The organism is Streptomyces sp. NPDC054786 (genome assembly GCF_053611685.1).
Genome location: NZ_JBSHAW010000026.1, coordinates 116,523 through 139,726, shown reverse-complemented (window position 1 = coordinate 139,726; position 23,204 = coordinate 116,523). Strand labels below are relative to the sequence as shown.

General features: G+C 73.6%; 17 protein-coding genes and 1 pseudogene. 10 read left to right on the top strand and 8 right to left on the bottom strand.

Features of this window, described 5'->3' with window-relative positions:
- From ACWGI6_RS22760 to ACWGI6_RS22730, 7 genes are all read left to right on the top strand, one after another.
- Positions 1-1,903 (top strand): 4'-phosphopantetheinyl transferase superfamily protein (locus tag ACWGI6_RS22760; protein ID WP_453269221.1); only part of this gene is annotated, 1,903 nt, incomplete at its 5' end.
- Positions 1,893-2,210 (top strand): acyl carrier protein, encoded by a 318-nt coding sequence (locus tag ACWGI6_RS22755; RefSeq protein WP_453269220.1) that lies wholly within the window; start codon positions 1,893-1,895, stop codon positions 2,208-2,210. The genes ACWGI6_RS22760 and ACWGI6_RS22755, both read left to right, overlap by 11 nt.
- Positions 2,211-2,217: 7 nt before the next feature.
- Positions 2,218-3,006 (top strand): alpha/beta fold hydrolase, encoded by a 789-nt coding sequence (locus tag ACWGI6_RS22750; protein WP_453269219.1) that lies wholly within the window; start codon positions 2,218-2,220, stop codon positions 3,004-3,006.
- Between the two features lie 2 nt (positions 3,007-3,008).
- A complete protein-coding gene (locus ACWGI6_RS22745) occupies positions 3,009-4,322 on the top strand; it encodes a nucleotide disphospho-sugar-binding domain-containing protein (RefSeq protein WP_453269225.1) in 1,314 nt (437 codons plus the stop codon).
- Positions 4,323-4,327: 5 nt separating this feature from the next.
- Positions 4,328-6,187 (top strand): methyltransferase domain-containing protein, encoded by a 1,860-nt coding sequence (locus ACWGI6_RS22740; protein ID WP_453269218.1) that lies wholly within the window; start codon positions 4,328-4,330, stop codon positions 6,185-6,187.
- Positions 6,184-7,137, top strand: coding sequence for a galactokinase (locus ACWGI6_RS22735; RefSeq protein ID WP_453269217.1), 954 nt, complete (start codon positions 6,184-6,186; stop codon positions 7,135-7,137). The genes ACWGI6_RS22740 and ACWGI6_RS22735 overlap by 4 nt, the downstream gene beginning before the upstream one ends.
- Before the next feature lie 44 nt (positions 7,138-7,181).
- The gene (locus tag ACWGI6_RS22730; protein ID WP_453269216.1) at positions 7,182-8,366 is read left to right on the top strand and encodes an alkaline phosphatase family protein; all 1,185 of its coding nucleotides are present in this window, start codon (positions 7,182-7,184) and stop codon (positions 8,364-8,366) included.
- A gap of 158 nt (positions 8,367-8,524) precedes the next feature.
- Here the strand turns inward: ACWGI6_RS22730 and lysX are convergent, their stop codons facing one another.
- Together lysX and ACWGI6_RS22720 are read right to left on the bottom strand one after the other, a co-directional pair.
- Positions 8,525-11,842, bottom strand: coding sequence for a bifunctional lysylphosphatidylglycerol synthetase/lysine--tRNA ligase LysX (gene lysX / locus ACWGI6_RS22725; RefSeq protein ID WP_453269215.1), 3,318 nt, complete (start codon positions 11,840-11,842; stop codon positions 8,525-8,527).
- 68 nt (positions 11,843-11,910) lie between these two features.
- Positions 11,911-12,774, bottom strand: coding sequence for an Ig-like domain-containing protein (locus ACWGI6_RS22720; protein WP_453269214.1), 864 nt, complete (start codon positions 12,772-12,774; stop codon positions 11,911-11,913).
- A 439-nt stretch (positions 12,775-13,213) separates the two neighbouring features.
- On the opposite strand from ACWGI6_RS22720, the gene ACWGI6_RS22715 reads away from it, so the two are divergent.
- Positions 13,214-13,408 carry a hypothetical protein gene (locus ACWGI6_RS22715; protein ID WP_030088015.1) on the top strand — a complete coding sequence of 65 codons (195 nt, stop codon included), beginning with the start codon at positions 13,214-13,216 and terminating at the stop codon, positions 13,406-13,408.
- Positions 13,405-14,063 (top strand): annotated as a pseudogene (locus ACWGI6_RS22710) (hypothetical protein). The gene ACWGI6_RS22715 and the pseudogene ACWGI6_RS22710 overlap by 4 nt, the downstream one beginning before the upstream one ends.
- A 36-nt stretch (positions 14,064-14,099) precedes the next feature.
- Here ACWGI6_RS22710 and ACWGI6_RS22705 read toward each other — a convergent pair.
- Complete coding sequence (locus ACWGI6_RS22705; protein ID WP_453269213.1) at positions 14,100-15,353, bottom strand: phosphodiester glycosidase family protein; 1,254 nt, start codon at positions 15,351-15,353, stop codon at positions 14,100-14,102.
- Positions 15,354-15,401: 48 nt separating this feature from the next.
- Here ACWGI6_RS22705 and ACWGI6_RS22700 point away from each other — a divergent pair, with 48 nt between their 5' ends.
- Positions 15,402-16,259 (top strand): phosphatidylinositol-specific phospholipase C/glycerophosphodiester phosphodiesterase family protein, encoded by an 858-nt coding sequence (locus tag ACWGI6_RS22700; RefSeq protein WP_453269212.1) that lies wholly within the window; start codon positions 15,402-15,404, stop codon positions 16,257-16,259.
- An 86-nt stretch (positions 16,260-16,345) separates the two neighbouring features.
- Here the strand turns inward: ACWGI6_RS22700 and ACWGI6_RS22695 are convergent, their stop codons facing one another.
- The 5 genes from ACWGI6_RS22695 to xylB form a co-directional block, all read right to left on the bottom strand.
- Positions 16,346-16,984, bottom strand: coding sequence for an N-acetylmuramoyl-L-alanine amidase (locus tag ACWGI6_RS22695; RefSeq protein ID WP_453269211.1), 639 nt, complete (start codon positions 16,982-16,984; stop codon positions 16,346-16,348).
- 242 nt (positions 16,985-17,226) lie between these two features.
- Complete coding sequence (locus ACWGI6_RS22690) at positions 17,227-18,642, bottom strand: family 2B encapsulin nanocompartment shell protein (RefSeq protein WP_393905352.1); 1,416 nt, start codon at positions 18,640-18,642, stop codon at positions 17,227-17,229.
- Positions 18,643-18,774: 132 nt separating this feature from the next.
- Positions 18,775-20,193: a family 2B encapsulin nanocompartment shell protein gene (locus ACWGI6_RS22685; protein WP_453269210.1), complete on the bottom strand. Its 1,419-nt coding sequence runs from the start codon at positions 20,191-20,193 to the stop codon at positions 18,775-18,777.
- Between the two features lie 165 nt (positions 20,194-20,358).
- On the bottom strand, positions 20,359-21,636 hold the full coding sequence (locus ACWGI6_RS22680) for an ROK family protein (protein WP_453269209.1): 1,278 nt from the start codon (positions 21,634-21,636) through the stop codon (positions 20,359-20,361).
- Between the two features lie 64 nt (positions 21,637-21,700).
- Positions 21,701-23,131: a xylulokinase gene (gene xylB, locus ACWGI6_RS22675; protein ID WP_453269208.1), complete on the bottom strand. Its 1,431-nt coding sequence runs from the start codon at positions 23,129-23,131 to the stop codon at positions 21,701-21,703.
- Between the last annotated feature and the right edge of the window lie 73 nt (positions 23,132-23,204).

Genomic DNA, 23,204 nt, shown 5'->3' with positions numbered 1-23,204 from the left:
GCGGGGCGGTGGGCTTTTCGCGCCCGCGGACCCACCCCCACCCCCGGACCCACCCCCCGCCCCCTCCCCCGAAGGGGGAGGAGGGGGAGGGGCCGGGGGAGCGCTGCCGCACCCCCGGCCGCCCGCCGCGGAACCCGTCCGGCAGGCCCTGGACGCCCTCCTCGCCGAAACCCGGGCCGCCACCCGCACGGTCGCCGCCGCGGCCGCCCGCCCGGCCCCGGCACCAGGCCACCGCCGCACCGCCGGGCCGGCCCCGGCGCCAGGCCCCCGCCCCACCACCAGCCCGGGTCCGGTCCCGGGCCCCCGCCTCAGCACCAGCCCGGGTCCGGCCCCGGGCCCTCGCCGCACCGTCCGCCACCTCTCCCTCGGCACCCTCCCGTACGTCCGCGACCACTGCGTCTACCTCCAGCCCGACGACTGGCCGGAGCCCGCCGACCGCTTCCCCGTCGTGCCCATGACCACACTGCTGGAACTGGCCGCCGAGGCGGCCCATGAGGCACGGCCCGGACACACCGTCACCGGCTACTCCGACGTACGGGCCCTGCGCTGGCTGCCCGTCGCCCCGCCCGTCGACCTGGCCGTCACCGCCACCCCTGCCGACGACGGCCGCGTACGGGTGGCCCTCGGGGACCACGCCGCCGTCACCGTCCACCTCGCGGCACACCACCCGGCTCCGCCGCCGCCCGACACCGCGGCCCTGACGTCCTGCCGACCGGCGCCCGTGAGCGCCGAGGCCCTCTACCGGGACCGGTGGATGTTCCACGGCCCGGCGTTCGCCGGGGTCCACGAGGTCAGCACGCTCGCCGCCGACGGCATCCGCGGAACGCTGCGCGCACTGCCCGCGCCCGGCGCACTCCTGGACGCCGCCGGCCAGCTCCTCGGCCACTGGATGCAGCTGAAACTGACCGGTGACCGGCTGGTCTTCCCCGCGACTCTGGACCGCGTACGGCTCTATGGGCCCCCGCCCCGCGAGGGCGCGCTGCTGGCGGCCACCGCCCGGATCCGTGAGGTACGGCCCGGCTCGGTGCGCGGCGATGTGGAGCTGAGCGGCGCCGACGGCGGCGTATGGGCGCGGCTGGAGGGCTGGACGTACCGGCGCTTCGGGGCGGACGAGCGGGTGTGGCCGATGAAGTTCACCCCGGAGGTGTGCGGCATCGGCGAACCCCGGCCGGGCGGCTGGTGTCTGGCCCGGCGCCGCTGGACGGACCCGGCCTCGCAGGAGCTGGTCATGCGCCGCTATCTGGGCGCGGCCGAACGCGCACGCTACGAACGGTGCGCGCCGCGCGCCCGCGCGGCCTGGCTGCTGGGCCGGATCGCCGCCAAGGACGCGGTCCGTGAGCTGCTGTGGGAGTCGGGAGCCGGGCCCGTCTTCCCCGCCGAGGTCGCCGTCGGCAACGACCACCACGGCCGCCCCGGGCCCGAGGGCCCGCTCACCGCCGGCATCCATCTCTCGCTCGCGCACAAGGACCATGTCGCCGTCGCCCTCGCCCACCGGTCGGGCCCGGTCGGCATCGACATCGAACCGGTCACCGACGATCCGCAGGCCCTCGAACGGATCGCCCTCACCCCGGCCGAACGCCGCCTGGCGGACGGCCTCCAGGCCCGGGAGGCAACCGGGGGCACCGGCCGTGCCTACTGGCTCACCGCGTTGTGGTGCGCCAAGGAGGCCGCGGCCAAGGCGGCGGGCAGCGGGCTCGGCGGCCGGCCGCTGGAGTGGGCCGTGACGGCCGCACCGGGCGGCGCGCTCCGGGTGGTCTCCCCGGACGGCCGGCACCACCTCGTCCACCTCGACTCCGTCCACGACCTGTCCGCGCGCCATGTCGTCGCCTGGACCGGGCCGCCGCCCGAGGACCGTACGGGCACCGACACCCCCACTTCCACGGAGGCCACCCATGGCAGCTGACCCGTTCCCCGAGCGCACCGGGGCGATCCTGGCCCAGATCACCGACATGCTGGTGAGCGTTGTCGGCGACGAGCTGCTCGTCGTCGGCGAGATCACTCCCGCGACCACCTTCAACGACGATCTGGCGCTGGAGAGCATCGAGTTCGTGGCGCTCGCCGAGCTGCTGCAACAGCGCTACGGCAGCTCGGTGGACCTCCTCGATCTCCTCGCGGAGAAGGACATCGACCAGATCCTGGCCATGACGGTCGGCGAACTCGCCGCCCATATCGACCGGGTCACCGCCGCCGACCAGGCCTGCGCGGGCTGAGCGCACCATGGCCCTGACCCCCGCAGGCGGGCTGCGCCTCCACACCCAGACGCTGCCGGGCCGCGGCGGCCCCACGGTCGTCTTCCTCCACGGCCTCGTGATGGACAACCTGTCGAGCTTCTACTGCACCCTCGCGGGTCCCGTCTCCCGCGCCGGATACCAGGTGCTCCTCTACGACCAGCGCGGACACGGCCGAAGCGAACGCCCGCCCGGCGGCTACGACAGGGACACCGCGGTGGCCGATCTCACCGCCCTGCTCGCCACCCTCGGCCTCGACCGCCGCCCGGTCCACCTGGTCGGCAACAGCTACGGCGGTGTGCTCGCCCTGCACACCGCGCTCGTCCGGCCCGACCTGGTCGCCTCACTCGTGCTGATCGATGCCCAACTGACCGGGGACTGGGTCGCGAACATGACCGACACCCTCACCGTCGCGGCCCTCGGCCTCGAACACCGCCGCCTGCCCGAGCAGCTCGCCGCGCTCGGGCGGCGCAAGGAGGCCCGGCTGACCGCCGGCGCCGACGCCCTGCTCAACCGCACCTCCCTGATCGAGGACATCGCGGCGGGCCCCGCCTTCACCGTCCACGACTTCGCCCGGCTCGGCCGCCCGGTCCTCGCCGTCTACGGAGAGCACTCCGAACTCCTCCCCGGAGCACGGGAACTCGCGGCCGCCGCGCCGGACTGCCAGCTGTGTGTGCTCCCGGGGGTGGGACACACCGTGCTCAACGAAGCCACCGAACGGCTCTGTGCCGCCGTGCTGGAACGGCTCGGCGCCCGGGCCGGGGCGGTGGCCGGATGAGAGTGCTGTTCGTCGTCCCGCCGCTGGTCGGACATGTCAACCCCACGGTGGCCGTCGCCGCCGAACTCAGCGCGCGCGGCCACCGGGTCGCCTGGACCGGCCCCGCAGCGGCCCTCGCGCCGCTGCTCCCCGCTGGCTCCCTCCTGTACCCGGCGGGAGAGCGGGGCGCGGGCGACGGCACCGACGTACTGCACGGGCGGTGGCGCGATCTGCGGGGCATCGCGGCCCTGCGCTTCCTGTGGGCGGAGGTCCTCATCCCCCTCGCCCGCGCGATGCTGCCCGGTGTGCACACCGCCGTCGAAGCCTTTGCGCCCGATGTGGTGGTGGCCGACCAACAGGCCCTGGCCGGCCCCTTGGTGGCGCGGCGCCACGGTCTGCCCTGGGCGACCTCGGCGACCACCTCGGCCGAGTTCACCCGGCCCTTCGACGGTGTCCCCAAGGTGGGGGAGTGGGTGGCGCAGCGCATCGCCGCACTGCTCGCCGAATCCGGCGCACCCAGCGGCTGGGACCCACGCTTCTCCCCGCACCTCGTCCTGGTCTTCTCCACCCCCGCGCTCATCGGGGACGGCGGGCCGGCCGGCGACGCGGTGCGCCCGGGTGGGCCGGCCGTCGCCGGAAAGGGCGCCGTGGCCCGCCCCGGGGGACGGCGGTATCCGCCCCACTACGCCTTCGTCGGGCCCGCCTTCGGCGCCCGCCCCTCCGCCGGAGACTTCCCGTGGCACCGGCTGGACCCCGGGCGCGCCCGGGTGCTCGTCTCCCTCGGCACCCTCAACCGCGAGGCGGGCGCCCGTTTCTACCCCGCGGTACTGCGCGCCGCTGACGCCCTCGCGGACCGGGCGCAGCTGATCCTGGCCGCCCCCGGTGAGCTCGCCGGGACCGTCCCGCGCCATGTGGTGCACCAGGAGTACGTCCCCCAACTCGCCCTGCTGCCGCACCTCGACGCCGTGTTGTGCCACGGCGGCCACAACACCGTGTGCGAGGCGCTCGCTCATGGACTGCCGCTGGTCGTGGCGCCCGTCCGCGACGATCAGCCGATCGTCGCGGGGCAGGTGGCCGGGACCGGTGCGGGGGTGCGGGTGCGGTTCGGCCGGGCCCGCGCGGACGAGCTCCACCAGGCGCTGGCCGCCGTACTGGACGACCCGGCCCATCGTCGTGCGGCCCGCCGTATCCAGGCGTCCTTCGCCGAGGCGGGCGGCGCCCGCACCGCGGCCGACCGTCTGGAGAAGCTGCCGCCCGGCACATCCGCAGGCCGGCACCCCGGCCGGCCCGCACCCGGCACCGCCCCCACCGAGACCGAGAACGAGAAGGGACCGTGAGCCCGATGACGCGAGTGCACCGTTCGGGACCCCGTACACGATGGGTGGCGGCCGCCGCCGTGGCGGCCCTGGGAGCGGGCACCGTGCGCGCCCGCCGCAGGCTCGCCGCGCTGCCGGTGCTCGCCCCCGCCCCGCCGCACGATGCCCCACGGCCGCTCCAGGGCTGGCACCTGATCACCGCGCCCGGCGTCACGGCCGACGAGGCGACCCTGCGCGCCGCGGTCGACCACGCCGTACGTGAGGGGCTGCGCGTCGTCGACCTGATCCCGGCGCGCCTGGACGCCGAGAGCACCCTGGGTCTGCTCCGGCTGCTCGACCCCGCGGCCCACCGCACCGACCGGTGCGCCCCGGGCCACGGCGCGGGCCACGCCCTCCTGGTGGCCGACGACGTCCACCGGCGGGCCGGGCTCGGCGACGGGGCTCCGCCGCGTTCGGTGCCCGAACTGCTCCGCCTCGTCCGCACCCTCAAGGAGTACGCCCCCGACACCACCGGCTGGGCCCTCGCCCCCGGTCTCACCGTGCCGCCACCCGACCCCGCGCGGCACGCCGAGGAACTCAGGGCCCGCGGCCTCCCGCCGGCCCTGCTGTCCGCCGCTCAGCTCGCCGGCCTCGCCCTGCTGGTGAAGTGCCTGGTCTCGGCGCCGCGTTGGGGTGCCGCGGCAACCGCCCTGTACTGGCTGCAGCCCGCCGCCGTCCTGGGCCCGGTCCCCGGACCGCGCCCCGCTGACCTCGCCCGCGCCACCGCCTCCCGTCCGCTGCGCGCCCTGTCGACCGCGCTGCGGACCCTCGCCACCCCGGCCGCCGAGGCGCCGGACGCCGCCCGTGCCGCGGCGCGCCGCGACGCGTACGCGGCCGAACTCGCGGGCGGCACGGACCGGTTCTTCGAGCCCCGCCGCACGGACTGCCCCTGGTGCTCGACGCCCGGCCCCGTCGTGCACATCCGCACGCCCGACCTGCTCCAGGGCAAGCCCGGCCGGTTCACCCTGGAGGAGTGCCGCCACTGCGGCCACATCTTCCAGAACCCCCGGCTCACCCCGGACGGGCTCGACTTCTACTACCGCGACTTCTACGAAGGCCTCGGCGGTGACGGCGCCTCCCTGGTCCTGGGCCGGATGAGCGGCACCTACCGTGCCCGTGCCGAGATGCTCCGGCCCTTCACCACCCCCGGAACCTGGCTCGACGTCGGAACCGCCGCGGCACACTTCTGCAACGCCGCACGTGCCGTATGGCCCGACACCCGTTTCGACGGGCTGGACATGGGCGAAGGGGTGCACGAGGCCGCACGCCGGGGCTGGATCGACACCGCCTACCAGGGCCAGTTCCCCGACCTCGCCGACCGGCTCGCCGGACGTTACGACACGGTGAGCATGCACCACTACCTCGAACACACCCGGGACCCCTTCGCCGAACTCGACGCGGCCGTCAAGGTCCTGGCCCCCGGCGGCCATCTCCTCATCGAACTCCCCGATCCCCGGTCCCGTGCCGGCCGGCTGCTCGGCCGCTACTGGCTGCCCTGGTTCCAGCCCCAGCACCAGCACCTCATGCCGGCCGGAAACCTCAAACAGGCCCTGGCGGCACGGGGATTCACCGTCCTCGCCGAGCAGCACGGCGCGGCCCACCAGCCCAACGGCGATTTCCTCGGCGCCGTCGCACTCGCCGCGAACGGGCTCGCCCCCGACCCGCTCGCCCCCTGGGCCACCGTCCCCGCCACCCCGGCCCGCCGCGCCGCCCGAAGCGCCGTACAGGCCATGGCGGTGCCCTGCTACGGCGCCGCGCTCGCCCTCGACAGCCTGCGCACCGTGGTGGCCCGGGCCACCGACGGCGGCAACGCCTACCGGCTGCTGGCCCGCAAAGAGCTGGGGTGAGCGCGGTGGACCTGGCGTACCGCACCACGGCGGACCCGCTGCTGCGCCTGCTCTCCCACGGCTTCGCGACGGCTTACCGCCGCCCGCCCGACGCGGTGTGGCGGGCCCCGTACGCCTTCCGGGTCACCGCGTCCGCCGTCCCGCCGCGAAACGGGGCGGCGCCACGGACCGACTGGTGCGCGGCGGCCGACCAATACGTCGATGTGGCCGTCGCCCCGCGCGCCGACGGGGTGCTGCGCTGCGCCTCGCTCAACCACCCGGCCGAGACCGCCGAACTCCCCCTCACCGGACCGGCCGCCCACGCCCCCGGCTGGGCCGCCCGACCGTACGCCGTGTTGCGCGCCCTCGCCGCCGCCGGATGCGGCCGGGGCGGCGCCGATCTGCAGCTGAATGCCCCCTTGCCCGAAGCCGTGGGGCTGCCCGTCGCCGAACCGCTGGAGTGCGCGGTCGCCCTCGCCGTCGCGGACGTACACGCCGGCCGGGGCGAAGGCCCTCCGGTCCGCGCGCAGTTGGCGCGTCTGCTGGGCGCCGCCGTGCCCGGCGATGACGGGCTGCGCCGGGCCGTGCTCTTCGCCCGGGCCGGCCACCTCCTCGCGGCCGACGGCAGCCATCAGCCGCTGCGCGCCCCCGACGGCGGTACGGACCCCTGTCTGCTGCTCCTGACGGCCCGTCCCGCCACGGGCGGGGCCGGCCCGGCCCCCGCGGCAGCCACCGCCCCTTCCCTAGCCACCGGCCTCGCCGACGCGGTCCGCGCGGCCCTGCGCGCCGGTGCGTGGTCCGCCTGGTGGCCCGGCACCCGCCCGGGGCGCAGTGTGCTGCTGCTGGTGCCCCCGGACCGGCGTGCGGCGGTCCGGACCGCCGCCGCCGATGCCTTCCGCCGCTGTGACCTGCCCGTGCCCCGCGTACTGCGGATCGCCGTCGCGGCCGCGGCCCGCCGCGAGGACCGATGACCACGACCTCGGCATCCCCCCGGCAAGGAGGGAGAGGAGACCTGATGACACGCACAGCGGCCCGTCTGCGCAGGGCGACCGTGGCGGTGCTCGGCGCGCTCGGCCTGATCCTCGCGGCCACCACCGCCGACGCCCACACCCCCCGAGGAGACACCGCCGTTGCGGGCGGCGGCGCCCGCACCGCGCTGCCGTCCTACGACCACGTGGTGATCGTCGTCTTCGAGAACAAGCAGTACGGCGAGATCATCGGCAGCGCCGACGCGCCCTACCTCAACCAACTCGCCCAGGACGGCGCCGGCCTGACCGGAATGAAGGCGCTGACCCACCCCAGCCAGCCGAACTACTTCAACCTCTTCTCCGGCACCACACAGGGGATCACCGGCGACGACTGCTACGCCGCGCAGTCGATGACCGCGCCCAACCTCGGCCAGGAGCTGCTCGCCGCCGGCAAGACCTTTGCGAGCTACAACGAGGGCCTGCCGGCCGAGGGTTCCACGACCTGCGCCGACGGCCGGTACGCGCAGAAGCACAACCCCTGGTTCGCCTTCACGAACGTGCCCGTGCAGACCGGCAAGACCTTCGCCCAGTTCCCCAAGGACGACTTCACCCGGCTGCCGACCGTGTCCTTCGTCATCCCGGACATGTGCAACGACATGCACGACTGCGCCGTGGGCAGCGGCGACACCTGGCTCAGGAACAACCTCGCCTCCTACGCCCGGTGGGCCAAGGACCACAACAGTCTGCTGATGGTGACCTGGGACGAGGACAACTACCTCGGCTCCAACAGGATCGCGACCGTGTTCCACGGCGCCCATGTCCGGCAGGGCACCGTCAGCGGCGCCTACAACCACTTCAGCCTGCTGCGGACGGTCGAGGACCTCTACGGCACCGGGCATGCGGGCAACGCCGCCACCGCCGCCCCCGTCACCGGGGTGTTCGACACCGGAGGCACCGAGCCGCCCGGCGGTGATCTGAAGCTCACCGCCCCCGGCCCGCAGACCTGCCGCTTCCTCCAGGACTGCACCGTCCCGCTGACCGCCAGCGGCGGCACACCCCCGCTCACCTACCGCGCCACCGGTCTGCCGCTGGGACTGAGCGCCGACGCCGCCGGCGGCCGGATCGGCGGCCGGCCCTGGCAGACCGGCTCCTTCCCGGTCACCGCCACCGCCACCGACTCCCTCGGCGCCACGGCCACCGCCTCCTTCCCGCTCACCGTCACCTGGTTCTGACGGCCTCGGGCACGGTGGCCGACCGCCGCACTCCCGGCCGTGCCCTTCCCGGTGACTGCGGCACCGGCCCGTGGGAGCCGCCTGCGCATGGCGAAGGCCACCACCGCTCGGTGGTGGCCTTCGCCGTGCGGCCCGCCGTGACCGGGCCCGGAGTGCCGTCAGCGGCGCCGCACCAGCGGGAACGGCAGCGTCTCGCGGATCGACAGACCGGTGAGGAACATGACCAGCCGGTCCACACCGATGCCCAGACCACCGGTCGGCGGCATCGCGTACTCCAGGGCCTGCAGGAAGTCCTCGTCCAGCTCCATCGCCTCCGGGTCACCGCCGGCCGCCAGCAGCGACTGGGCGGTGAGCCGCCGCCGCTGCTCCACCGGGTCGGTCAGCTCCGAGTAGGCGGTGCCCAGTTCGGTGCCGAACGCGACCAGGTCCCAGCGCTCGGCGAGCCGTGGGTCCCGCCGGTGCTGACGGGTCAGCGGCGAGACCTCGGTGGGGAAGTCCTTGTAGAACGTGGGGAGCTGAGTCCGCTCCTCCACCAGCCGCTCATACATCTCCAGCACGATGTCGCCACGGCCCATCTCCGGCTTCAGCGGCACCGACGAGGCGTGGCACAGCCGGCGCAGCACGTCCTGTCCGGTGTCCGCGTCGACCTCCTCGCCGAGCGCCTCGGAGATCGCGCCGTAGACGGTCTTCACCGGCCAGATGCCCGAGATGTCGTGCTCGACCAGCCGGCCGTTCTCGTCCGCCTTGCGGGCGGTGGCGCTGCCGAACGCGGCGATCGCCGCGCTCTGGATCAGCTCCCGGGTCAGATCGAGCATCACGTCGTAGTCGGCGAACGCCTGGTACGCCTCCAGCATCGTGAACTCGGGGTTGTGCTTGTAGGAGATGCCCTCGTTGCGGAAGGTCCGCCCCATCTCGAAGACCTTCTCCATCCCGCCCACGCACAGCCGCTTGAGATACAGCTCCGGCGCGATCCGCAGATACAGATCGAGGTCGTAGGCGTTGATATGGGTGTGGAACGGGCGGGCGTTGGCGCCACCGTGGATCTGCTGCAGCATCGGCGTCTCGACCTCGAGGTAGCCGCGGTCGATCAGCCCCTGGCGCAGCGCCTGGACGGCCGTGCTGCGTGCCCGTACGTTGTCCCGCGCGTCCGGCGAGACGACCAGGTCCACATACCGCTGGCGGACCTTGGCCTCCGGGTCGGACAGTCCGCGCCGCTTGTCCGGCAGCGGCCGCAGGCACTTGGCCGTCAGCCGCCACTGCGTCACGAACACCGTCAGCTCACCGCGGGCGCTGCTGCCGACCTCGCCCTCCGCCTCGATGTGGTCACCGAGGTCGATGTCCGAACCGAAGCGCTCCAGCACCTCCTTGCCGCTGCCGTCCCGGGTCAGCGCGATCTGCAGATCGCCCGACCAGTCCCGCAGCACCGCGAAGAGCACGCCACCGTGGTCGCGGGTGAGCAGCACCCGCCCGGCGATGCTGACGGACTTGCCGGTCCGCGCCCCGGATGTGAGGTCGGGGTACTCGGCGCGGACCTCGCCCAGGGTGTGCGTACGCTCCACGCCCACCGGATACGGGTCGGTGCCGGCCTCCCGCAGCCGCTCCAGCTTCCGGTGGCGCACCCGCACCTGCTCGGGCAGCGCGGCCAGTTCCCGCTCGTGCAGCTCCTCCTCGGTGGCCGGACCGGTCTGCACCAGGCCGAGCTCGTCCAGCGACGGCAGGCCCGCGGTGCTGGCCGGGGCCAGCACCCGCTTCTTGTGGCCCTTGCCCCACAGCTTGCCCAGGCTCGGCACGGCCACGAAGCCCTCGGCGATACCGGAGGCCAGGCCGATACGGGCCAGCGCGCCGGCGTCCGCGTAGCACAGGAACCGCGGATACCACTCCGGGTTGTACTTCGCGTTGGAACGGTAGAGGGCTTCCAGCTGCCACCACTTGGAGAAGAACAGCAGCAGCTTGCGCCAGAACTTCAGCACCGGCCCGGCACCGATCCGGGCGCCCTCCTCGAAGGCGGACCGGAACACCGCGAAGTTCAGCGAGATCCGGCGCACGCCCATCGCACCGGCCTGGGTGCACAGCCGGGCCACCATGAACTCCATGACACCGTTGGGCGCGGTGCGGTCACGGCGCATGACATCCAGCGAGATGCCGTCCTTGCCCCACGGCACGAAGGACAACAGCGCGATCATGTTGCCGTCGCCGTCGAACGCCTCGGCCAGCAGGCACTCACCGTCCTCCGGGTCGCCCAGCCGGTCCAGCGCCATCGAGAACCCGCGCTCGGTCTCGGTGTCCCGCCAGGCGTCCGCCCGGTGGATGACTTCCTGCATCTCCTCGTCGCTCAGCGCGGAGTGGCGCCGTACGCGGAAGGCCGCGCCGGTGCGCTCGACGCGGTTGACGGCCTGGCGGGTCACCCGCATCTCCCGGCCGTCGAGGTCGAAGTCCTTCACCTGCAAGATCGCCTCGTCGCCGAGCTGCAGCGCCCCGAGCCCGCAGCGGGCGAACGCCTTGGCGCCGCTCTCGCTGGCCCCCATGACGGCGGGCTGCCAGCCGTACCGTCCGGCGACCTCCAGCCATGCCTCGATGGCCTGCGTCCACGCCTCGCGGTCACCGACCGGGTCACCACTGGCCAGACAGACACCGGCCTCGACGCGGTAGGTGACGGCGGCCTTGCCGCTGGGGGAGAAGACCACGGCCTTGTCGCGGCGGGAGGCGAAGTAGCCGAGCGAGTCCTGGCTGCCGTAGCGGTCCAGCAGCGCCCGGATCCGGGCCTCCTCGTCGCCGTGCAGCGCGGCCTCCATACGCTGCGAACGGAACAGCGCGGCCGCGGCGTTCAGCAGTGCCAGCGCACCGAGCAGCCCGAGAACGGCGCTGGTCCAGTGCGGCGGACGGCCCTCGATCAGCCGGCCGCCGACCAGCCCGCCGCAGACGCGATTGGCCGCCCACAGCAGCCGGTTGGCGGCGCCGGGCTCCAGCGTGCCGGGGGCCAGCGACACCAGTCCCCAGCCGATCAGCACCGCCGCGGCGAGCCCGCCGATCAGCACCCCGATCGCGCGCAGGAACGCGCCGCGCCGGGTGATCGCATAGAACTCGCGGTGCGAGACGAGCAGAAGCACCAGCGCACCGGCGCACAGCACCAGGGAGAAGGCGTACTCCCAGTACCCCGCGGCCAGGAACAGCGCGTCCGCCAGGGTGACCAGCACCATGTAGGTCACCACGAACCACAGCGCGACCTGTTTGCGTGCGGTCATCGCCGCGGCCAGGAGGAAGAGGAAGGCCGCGTAGGCGAAGTTCGGCACCACCGGGATGGTGAGCGTGTCCAGCCAGTAGATCACCGGGTGGAGTCCGCGCCGGAGGGGCCCGATCAGCGCCATCAGGGCACAGAAGAGCCCCAACAGGCTGAAGACGATGGCGAAGCCATTGGGGACACGGCGCCGGAAGCGCTGCCACCCCGTGAGTTGATCCTGGTCCTGCACGGTGCTCATTCCGTCACACTAGGCTCTGAAAGGGTCCAGCTGCTCGACGCTCGGGCGCTGGTTCACTGCCACGGGGATCAGCCGTCATTCCTGTCTCCGATCCCGATGGCCCTGTTGTCTTCCCCTCCCCGTAAGGAGGGTGTGGTGACCTCTACAGGGTCACCCACGTGGACCCTGCCACAAACCCGCCCCGTGTCCGAGTCGGTGCAACTCCGGCCGATGGTGAAGTTCAGGTCATAGTCGTTGGCGAAGTAGCGGCCGCCGCCGGAGTCCACCCCGTCGAGATCCGCCCGTAGCGTGACCTCGGTGCCCGGCTTCCAGGGCCGCGCGGGCCGCCAGTCCACCCGGTCGCTGCCGCTGCGGTCCTTCCCCCAGTCCCACGACCCGGTCATGCGGTGGTCGGCGGTGACGCTCAGCCGCCGCTCCACCGTGGTCCGGTCGGTGACCGGGAAGTCGAAGACGATCGAGAGGGGCCGGTCGGCACCGGCTGCCGCGCCCGGTGAGCGGGGATCGAGCATCAGCGTGTTGAGCTCGGCAGCCTTCGCGGTGGTCAGTGACTCCTTGGCCGCGCCGGCACCGCCCTGTGCGTTCCTGGTCCTGGCGACGACGGAGTACCGGGTGTCCGGCGCGGCCTTCGCCCTGGACGTCCAGCTGGTCGCGCCCCGGCCGAGGCCGCCCGGCAGCTGTCGTCCCCTGGGGTCGGTGACCCTCACCCCGGTCAGTACCCCGCCCTCCGCGGTCACCCGGAGGCGGTCGCCGGCCTGAACGGTCCTGGTCCCGCTCGCCGCGCCCAGCGCCACCTTCACCGGACCGCCCTGGGGGGCCGGCTCCGCGTTTCCCCCGCACGCGGTGAGCGTGCCCGCACCGAGCGCCGCGACCAGCGCGAGTGCGCCGCGCTGCGGCCGGAGGGGCCGCCGGCGGCGGGCGGGGGGCTGGCTCATGTCGGGGGCTTTCGTCTGCGGTGCGGGAGGGCGGCGCTGTCGGCCGCTAAGACGGCCGATCGCCCTGCCTCGTTGCAGGGAGTGATGTGATACACGGCACACCGGCAGGCGGGCCGCGGTGTGGAGGGTGAACGGCCGAGCGCCGCTTGGCACTTGCGGCGATATGGGTGATTCCTTCCGAGTGGACCGGCCGGTGGCAGGTGAGGGGGTGGATCGGCGGACGGCCGGCCGGCGGCGGAGGCGCCCGCCCGGGACGTGGGTGAGTGGACTCCCGGCCCGGGGCGGCTCACCGGTCCGCTGCGCCCCGCGGCCGCTCCCCGTGACCCGCAGTGATCACCTGATCGGAGCACCCGGACGAGAACCGTACATACCCTGAAATACGCCAAACTGGCCACCCCTTGCTGCCCGTTCGGGCGGCGATTGAGGAGGCGTGCGTCCCATGGCCATTTCCATCTCGGTCGTACTGCTGCTGGTGATCCTGACCGTGATCTTCCTGCGCAGCGGAAAGCTCAAGATCTCGCACGCCCTGGTGTGCGCGCTGCTCGGCTTCTACCTGGCGAACAGCAGCCTCGCCCCGGACATCCACCAAGGGCTGTCCGGCGCCGCCGACGTGGTGAGCAGTGTGCGTCCGTGACACCGGCGGCCTGCCGGAACCGCATCCTCGCCACCCTCGGTTTCACGGTCACCTTCTGGGCCTGGAACCTGCTCTCCCCTCTGGGCAACGCCGTCCAGGCCGGCCTCGGCCTGACCGACGTCGAGGCCTCGGCGCCGGTGGCGGTGCCGTTGCCGGCCGGCTCGCTGGGCCGGGTGCCGGTCGGTGCGCTCACCGACCGCTTTGGCGCCCGGGGCCCGGCGCTGGGCATCTTCGGGATGGGCACCGGCGGTGCCGCACTCTCCGGATATCTGACCCCCCGCATCCACCCGAGAACCTGCCGTATCTCGTCGTCGCCGTGGCGCTCGCCGTCCTCGCCCTCCTCGGCGCACTGATGATCGACGACCACCCGGACCGGCCCCTCCCGCGGACCTCGCCGGCGGGCCTGGGCGCGGCCGGCGGTGCCCTCTTCGCGCTCGTCTCGCGGGTGACGCCGCAGGCGCAGCTCGGCAGCGTCACCGGCATCGTCGGCGCCGCCGGCGGCTTCGTTCCGCCGCTCGTCCTGGGCGCGGTCCACCGCGGCAAGGGCACCTACTCCCTCGGCTTCATGCTGCTCTCCGACCTGGCCCTGGCCGGCAGCGTCTACGCCCTGGTCCGGATGCGCACCGCGGGCGCCGCGACCGCCGGGAAGGTCTGACCCCCGTCCGGGCGCCGGCAGTTGGCCGCCCGCCGCTCACCTGGCGGAGAACACCCCGATCGCGTTGGGCACCGGCCGCTCGGCACCGCCCGACGGATGGTTGCGGACCGTGGCCCCGTACCTGTCGCCGGTGACCAGCGTCGAGGAGCCGCCACCGTCCAGATTCATCGCGTCCCGCGCGCCCAACTCCTCCATCAGGTCCGCCAGTTCGTGCACCGTCAGACCGGTCTGGCCCGGGGCCCCGTCCAGCGCCATGAGATATAGCAGCCGCCCGCCGTCCCCGATGCCCGCTGACGTGCGCACCGCCACCGCGACGGTGTCCAGACCGGCCACCGGCTCGTCGTCCCGCACGATCGGGAAGCCGCCCACCGCGAACCGCAGGGGGACGGGCCCCCGGCCGACGAGGCGAGGGGTGAGGTGCACCGGCTCACCGGTATGCAGCGTGCGCAGCTGTCGCGCACCGTCCTCCCGGCCCACCAGCACCACGCTGCCCGTGGGCACTCCGCCGGCCCCCGGCACGTCCTCCACCGCGGTCACCCGGCCGTGCCGGACGGTCACTTCCGTGGTGTCCGTACTGCACGGTGCCGCCCGGTCGATGTCCGTGCCGCAGGTGGCGCGCACCCGGGACGCCGGGCCCCACCGGGCGGTGTAGGCGCCGATGCCGCCCAGCGGCAGTGCGTACTGGTTCAGCCCGTCCAGCGGCAGCACCCCCTGCGCAGTGAGCACCGCACCGCGCAGTGTGAGCCGGTCCAGCCGGGCCCGGCGGTCATAGCCGACGCCGATGACGTCCTCGGTGGTCGCGCCCGGCGGCATGACCGGCCCGAACCGCTGACCGTCGGGCACCGCGCCCTTCAGCTGCCGCCCCGAGGCCACCGCCGGGCCGACCGAGGCGCCGGTCGCCTCCACACCCGGGTGCTGGGTCTCGGTGATGTTGAAGAAGTCGCCGTTGACGGCCCCCACCGCGCGGCGGTCGGCCGCCAGTTGGGACACCGGCGACCGCGCGCCGACCGCCCCCGGATAGAGCAGATCGACCGAGACCCGCGGATCGGCCAGATCGACCGTCAGCAGATGCCCGTGCACGATGCCGCGCGGCACCGTCATCCGGAATTCGCCGTATGCCACACCGGGCGCCACCGACCTGGCATGGAAGCGATGGACAGTGGGGCCCGCGGCGGTGGCCGGCGCCCCGCCCGCCATCCCTCCGCCGGCCAGCACCCCCCACGCCACCAGCACCGTCAGCACCGCGCGCACTCGACCGAATCGCCGCTTCACGATCCCCCCTGACGTCATGCCAACTGTCCCAGGTGCCGAAGACGTTCACTATGACCCGGAGATGTCATGAATCCGTACACCCGCAGAACGGCCGTCGTGTCGCTGGGAGCCGTCCTCGCCGCGGGCCTCACCGCGCCCGCCGCCGCCCGTGACACGGCCGTCCGCCCCAGCGGCTCCGTGCCGCTGCGCCGTGCCCATGCGCACAACGACTACGAGCACCCCCGGCCGCTGCTCGACGCCCTCGACCACGGCTTCGGCAGCGTGGAGGCGGACATCTGGCTCGTGGACGGCCGGCTGCTGGTCGCCCACGAGGAGGGCGACCTCGACCCGGCCCGCACCCTGGAGTCGCTGTATCTCGACCCGCTGCGCCGACGGATTCGCGCCAACGGCGGCACGGTTTACCGGGGCCACCGTCTCCCCCTCCAGCTGCTGATCGACATCAAGACCGCGGGTGACCCCACCTACCGCGCGCTGTCCCGTGTCCTGTACGGCTACCGGGATCTGCTGAGCGTCTGCCGCGCGGGCCGGGTCCACGGTGGCCCGGTCACCGCCGTGATCTCCGGAGACCGGGCCGCCCGTGTGCCCATGGCGGCCGAGCGGGTGCGCCATGCCTTCTACGACGGGCGCCCCGAGGACCTGGGGACCGCCGCCCCCGCCTCCTTCGCGCCGCTGGTCTCCGCCTCCTGGACGGACCTCTTCGGCTGGCAGGGCGTGGGCCCGAAGCCGGCCGCCGAGCGCGAGCAACTGCGCCGGCTGGTGGCGGCCGCGCACGGTGAGCGGCGCCGGCTGCGCTTCTGGGCGACGCCGGACGCGGCCGGACCGGCGCGGGAGGCGGTGTGGACAGCGCTGTTCGACGCCGGCGTCGACCACCTCAACTCGGACGATCTCCCGGGCCTGGAGCACTTTCTGCGGGCGGCTCGCTGACCCTCGCGCCGAGCGTCGTCGCCGGAATATGCGCGCCGTGCCGCGGTCCTTCGGACACCCCGAAGGGCGTGGTACGGCGCGCCGCGTCATCCGGCGCTCCGCCAGCTGGCCTCGTTGACCAGTTGCAGATAGCGCGCCCAGTCCCAGAATTCCCCGGGGTCGGTGTGGTCGGTGCCGGGCACTTCGACATGGCCGATGATGTGCTCGCGGTCCTTGGGGATCCGGTAGCGGTCGCAGATGGCAGCGGTGAGCCGGGCGGACTGCTCGTAGAGGGGGTCGGTGAACCACGTCGGGTCGTCGATCCAGCCCTCGTGCTCGATGCCGATGCTGCGGGTGTTGTAGTCCCAGTTCCCGGCGTGCCAGGCGACATTCCGCTCTCTGACGCACTGGGCGAGATGGCCGTCGGCGGACCGTACGACATAGTGCGCGGCCGCCTTGTGCCGAGGGTCCTGGAACAGCTTGAGGGTGTCCTTGTAGGTCTCCTGGGTCACATGCACCACGACCATCTCGACCGGGTACTGCGCCGGGCGGTCGGCGGTGGTGAAATTGGACGGGCTTGCCGGAACCTGCTGGAGCGGAGGGTAGGCGCTGCCGCGCGGAGCCTGCCGGCGCCCAGCGGCAGCCGCCCTGGCCGCGGTGAGGGGAGTGAGAGCGGCGGATGCGGCGAGCGCGGCCGCACCGGTGAGCAGGCGCCGGCGGTCCGGGCGACGGTGGTCGGGCTCCATATGAACTCCTGACAGGACCGTGGGGGCGTGGTCGCGTACATGTCACGCACAGGCGGTGCGTTCATGATGCGCAACAGGGCGCGCCCTGCCAAGGGAATGGCCGTTCTGCCAATGGCTCGACCAAAGGCAGAACGGCGCAGGTCAGAAGAAGCGAGATACCTGATCGGACGTCACCCGGGTGCCACGCCCGCGGCCCTGACGGCTGGTCGTGAGCGGGGCACCCGGACCGAAGCCCCCGCGGGTCAGTGACCGATTTCCACGTCCTCCAGGATGCCCAGCGCGTCCGGCACCAGCACCGCCGCCGAATAGTAGGCGCTGACCAGGTAATTGATGACGGCCTGGTCATTGATGCCCATGAAGCGCACCGACAGCCCGGGCCGGTACTCGTCCGGGATGCCGGTCTGGTGCAGTCCCACCACGCCCTGGTTCTCCTCGCCGACCCGCAGCGCCAGAATCGAGCTGGTCTGCTCCGGGGTGACCGGGATCTTGTTGCAGGGCAGCAGCGGGATGCCCCGCCAGGCGCGGACCGCCGTGCCCTCGCACTCCGCGGTGGTGGGGTAGATCCCCCGGGCGTTCCACTCCCGCCCGATCGCCGCGATGGTGCGCGGATGCGCCAGCAGGAACTGGGTCTTACGGCGCCGGGAGATCAGTTCGTCCAGATCGTCGGGGGTGGGCGGCCCGCTGCGGGTGTGGAGTCGCTGCTTGAGATCGGCGTTGTGCAGCAGCCCGAACGCGGGGTTGTTGATCATCTCGTGTTCCTGGCGCTCGCGCAGCGCCTCCACGGTCAGCCGCAGCTGCTGGTCCAGCTGGTTCATCGGGTCGTTGTAGAGATCGGCGACCCGCGAGTGCACCTTCAACACGGTCTGGGCCACGCTGAGTTCGTACTCCCGCGGCGCCAGCTCATAGTCGGCGAAGGCGCCCGGCAGGGCCGGCTCCCCGACATGGCCCGCGGCCATCTCGATGGCCGCCTCACCGTGCTTGTTCTGTGCCGGCGCCAACGCCGCACGGAACTCCTCCAGGTGGGTGCGCAGCGACTGCGACCGGCCCAGCACCTCTTCGAGGTCGCTGCGGTAGAGGGTCAGCGCGGTCACCCGGGTCACCGCCCGTACGGAGTGCTCCCACTCCGCGTCCGGCGCCAGCAGCGCCGCGGCGCCGAGGGCGTCGCCGTCGGCCAGCACCCCCAGGACCGTCTCATCGCCGTACTTGCCGGCGCCGATGCGGTCGAGCTTGCCGTGGGCGATCAGGATGACCCGGTCCGTGGGGGCGCCCGTCCGGGCCAGCACGTCACCGGGCGCGAACTCCCGCTGGACGAAGCGGTCCGCCAGTGCCTCCAGCGTCGCGGCGTCGGTGTACCCGCGCAGCGGCGCGAGCTCCCGCAACTCCTCCGGAATCACCCGGACTTCGGTGCCGGTCGAGGTGAATTCCACCCGCCCGTCCCCGAGGGTGTGGGTGAGGCGGCGGTTGACGCGGTACGTACCGCCGGAGACCTGCGTCCAGGGCAGGATGCGCAGCAGCCAGCGGGAGGAGATCCCCTGCATCTGCGGCACGGTCTTGGTCGTGGTCGCCAGCTTGCGGGCGGCCGCGGTGTCCAGGCTGGACCGGCTCTGCTCGGTCGCGGACGGCTGCGGGCCGGACGTCGGATCCACCGATGTGGTCATGAAGAAGGCTCACCTGTTCTTGTCGGTGCGTGCGGTGCGGTGCGTGCGATGCCTGCACGAGCGTGCGGCCGGCGCGGCCGGGCGGCGGTACGGGCCGTTCCCCGGGGCGCGCCGTTCCCCTCCGCCGGCCGTTCAGTGGCCGATCTGTACGTCGTCGAGAACACCCAGCGCATCCGGCACGAGAATGGCCGCCGAATAGTAGGCGCTGACGAGATACTTGATTACGGCGCGATCGTCGAGACCCATATAACGCACCGACAGGCTCGGTTCATATTCATCGGGAATTCCGGTCTGGTGCAGGCCGACGACGCCCTGCTTTTCCTCGCCGGTGCGCATCAGCAGAATCGAACTCGTCCGCTCCTTCGTCACCGGAATCTTGTTGCACGGGAAAATCGGCACCCCGCGCCAGGAGGGCAGCGAATGCCCCATGAAATCGACCGCGGTCGGATACAGTCCGCGGGCACTGCACTCCCGGCCGATCGCGGCGATCGTGAGGGGGTGCGCGAGGAGGAAGCCCGGGTCCTTCCATACCGTCGCCAGCAGATCGTCGAGGTCGTCGGGGGTGGGCGGGCCGGTGCGGGTGTGGATGCGCTGCTTGAGGTCGGCGTGGTGCAGCAGCCCGAACCCGGGGTTGTTGATCATCTCGTGTTCCTGGCGCTCGCGCAGCGCCTGGACGGTCAGCTTCAGCTGCTCCTCGACCTGGTTCATCGGGTCGCTGTAGAGGTCGCCGACCCGGCTGTGGGCGCGCAACACCGTCTGCGCGACGCTGAGTTCGTACTCCCGCGGCGCCAGGTCGTAGTCGACGAAGGTGCCGGGGAGGGACGGCTCGCCGTGGTGCCCCGAGGTGACGGAGACCGCCGATTCCCCCGTGGCGTTCGTCGGCTGGGCGGCGCCCTGCCGGGCGGTCGCCAGATGCTCGCGCAGCCCGGGGGAGCGGTCGAGGATCTCCTGCAGGGCCTGCCGGGGCAGCGCCATGACGGTCACCCGGGTCACCGCGCGATAGCCGAACTCCCAGGTCCCCTCGGGGTCGGTGAGCGGCACGTCGCCGAGGTGGTCGCCGCCGGCCAGCGCTTCGAGCACCGCCTCTTCGCCGTATTTGCCGGTACCGATACGGTCCACCCGGCCGTGCGCGAGCAGCACCAGCCGGTCGCCCGGCGTGCCGGCTTCGACGATCACTTCACCGGGTGCGTATTCCTGCTGGGTGAACCGTTCGCCGAGCGCGGCCAGTACCTCGGTATCGGTGAATTCGCGCAGGGCGGGCAGCTCGCGCAGCTCCTCGGGGATGATGGAGACGTCGCTGCCGCTGATATCGAAATCGATGCGCCCGTCGCCGAGCGTGTGCGTCAGCCGGCGGTTCACCCGGTAGGTGCCACCGGACACCTGCACCCAGGGCAGCAGCCGCAGCAGCCAGCGGGAAGTGATGCCCTGCATCTGCGGCGCGGTCTTGGTGGTGGTCGCCAAATTCCGCGCGGCGGTGGTACTCAGACTGGAATTCTGGGCTTCTTCCGCACTGCCACTGCCGTGCAGCGATTCGTCGGCAATCGTCACCATGCCACCTATCTCTTCGAAGGGTGCGATGCGGACCGCCTCCGAAACCGCGATTCAAGGCAGCTCCGCGGCAACCCGCCGAACCGACGGTAGTCGTGCTGTTTTTATCGGCACAATCGCTCGATGGGGTGGCATGGAATTCCCGTTCCATGGAAAGGTTTAGCGGGTTCAATTCCGGGGAGAGTGTGCCGGGGCGCAGGAATGGAGGGGATCGTCCAGCACGGCCTGCAGCGCCGCGTGCGCCGCCCCGAGCAGCGGTCCGTCCGCGCCCAGGCGTGACACTGTCACCCATGGCCCGCCGGCCCGTCCGGGATCGGCCGCGACGGCCGTTCGCAGCGCCAACTCCCGCTCCAGGGAGGGCAGGATCCAGGGGGCCAGCCCGGCCAGCGCGCCCCCGAGGATCACCGCCCGCGGATCGAGCAGATTCACCGCCCCGGCGAGTGCGATACCGAGCGCCGTCCCCGCCTCGTGCAGCGCTCGCACGATGGCCGTGTCCCCGTCGGCGGCACGGCGCGCCAGCAGCCCGATACGGGCACCCGGCCCCGGATGGGCGGCCGCCGCCCGCCCGGGGGTGAGCCCGCCCGCGCGCAGCACGGCCTCTTCCCCGGCGTACTGCTCCAGACAGCCCCGGCCGCCGCAGCCGCACGCCGGGCCGTCCGGATACACCGGCACATGCCCCAGCTCACCCGCGAACCCCCTTGCCCCCCGCAGCAGTTGACCGTCCACGACGACCGCGGCGCCGATACCGATCTCGGCCGACACATGCACGAAGTCCGGTGGCGGGCCCGGCAGCCCGTCGCCCGCGCCCAGCCGCAGTTCGGCCAGCGCGCCGAGGTTGGCCTCGTTCTCGACGGTGAGCGGGAGGGCCGGGGCACCGTCCCCCGGGGCCGTCACCCCGGCGAGCCCCGGTGCGAGATCGGCCGCCCGCCAGCCGAGGTTGGGGGCGTGCACCACGGTCGTCGCTCCACGGGCCACCAGTCCGGGCACGGCCACCGCCAGTCCGGCCGGCCGCAGCCCCTCGGCGGCGATCTCCGCGGTCACCTCCGCGAGCAGCGCGGACAACTGCCGCAGCACGGGCCCGGGAGCGCTCCGCCGGTTCGCCGCGTCGGCCACCACCCGGGCCCGGACCCGCCCGCGCAGATCGACCGCGCACACCGCCAGATGATCGACGCCTATCTCGGCACCGATCCCGGCCGGGCCACGGTCGCTGACCGCCAGTTCGCCGCCCGGCCGGCCACGGCCGCTGGGCGCCGCCCGCCCCGTCCCGACCAGCAGCCCGGCCCGCAGCAGCTCGTCGACCAGCGGGGCCACTCCCGCCCGGGTCAGCCCGATCCGCGCCGCGACCGCCGGCCGGGAGAGCGGCCCCTGCGCGGCCACGGTCTGCAGCACCCGGGCCAGATTGCGCCGCCGGATGCCGTGCTGGGTGTCGCCGCCGGGCGCGGTCACGGGGTTCTCCTCGGGGTGCGGGCGGGAGCGCGGTCCCTCCAGGTGTTCGGCGACGGTGCCGCGGTCACCGTCGCAGCAGTGCCCCGCCGTCGGCGAGCGTCGCCGCCAGCCGGTCACAGGCGGCGCCGTCCCGTGGCTGCGCCTCGTACTCGGCGCCGCGCGCCGTCCCCCAACGACGGGCCACCGCCGCCGGGTCCTCCTCCAGCAGCAGCCCCGCCGCCTGGGCCGCCGCGCCGAGCGCCACCAGCTCCTGCGCCTCGGGCACCACCACCGGGCGGCCCGACAGCCGGCGTACGGTCTCCCGCCAGGCCCGGCCCTTCGCGCCGCCGCCGATCAGCAGCAGCGGCGTATCGGGCGCGGCGTCCGCGTCCAGCACCCGGTCCAGGGCCTGCAGCAGCGTGAACACCGCGCCGTCGTAGGCGGCCTGGAGCAGCTGACCGGCCGTGGTGTCGTGCCGCAGCCCGTGGACCAGGCCCGAGGCCCCCGGCAGATTGGGGGTGCGCTCACCGTCGAGGAACGGCAGCATCACCACCTCGCCGCCCTCCTCCACGGCCTCCCGGTCGCGTCCCAGCAGCGCCGCCACCCGGTCCACGGCGAGCGTGCAGTTCAGGGTGCAGGCCAGCGGCAGCCAGCCGCCGCGGGCATCGGCGAAGCCCGCCACGGTGCCGGTCGGATCGGCGGGCCGGCGGGTGGAGACCGCATAGACCGTCCCCGAGGTGCCCAGGCTCAGCACCGGCTGCCCGGGACGCAGGCCCAGCCCGAGCGCGGCCGCCATGTTGTCCCCCGTCCCGGCGGCCACCAACGCGCCGTGGGGCAGCGGCAGATCGTCGGCGTGCACCGTCCCGGCGGCCTCCCCCGGGAGCGCCACCCGCGGCAGCGCCTCGGGGGAGAGCCCGACACGCTCCAGGATCTCCGGGTCGTAGGACTCGGTGGACGACGCCCACCAGCCCGTCCCGGACGCATCGCCGCGATCGGTGACGGACTCGCCGGTCAGACGCTGGGTGAGGTAGTCGTGCGGCAGCCGCACCGCGGCGGTGGCGGCGGCCGCGGCCGGCTCGTTCTCCCGCAGCCAGGCCCACTTGGCCACCGTGAACGCCGGCCCCGGCACGCTCCCCACCCGCTGTGCCCAGGCCTGCGCGCCGCCCAGCTCCGCGATCAGCCGCTCGCTCTGGGGCGCCGGCCGGACGTCGTTCCACAGCATGGCGGGGCGCACCGGCTCACCGGCCGCGTCCAGGGTGACCAGCCCGTGCTGCTGCCCGCCGACGGACAGTGCCGAGGCCTGCCGGGCCGCCTCACCGCACTGCGCCAGCGCCTCGCCCAGCGCCCGCCACCACTGCGCGGGGTCGCTCTCCTTGCCGTCACCGCCGCTGACCGTGTGCGGCGCCTGGCCCCGGGCGATGACCGCACCGGTCGCCGCATCCACGACCAGCGCCTTGGTGGACTGCGTCGAACTGTCCACCCCGACGACCAGCGGTCCCGCTGACTGTGCGCCCATCGTGCACTCTCTCCCTCGGCGGCCGTACTCCATGGTCTCGGTCCAGGGGGTTCCCCGGTGTGCTGCCGCATAT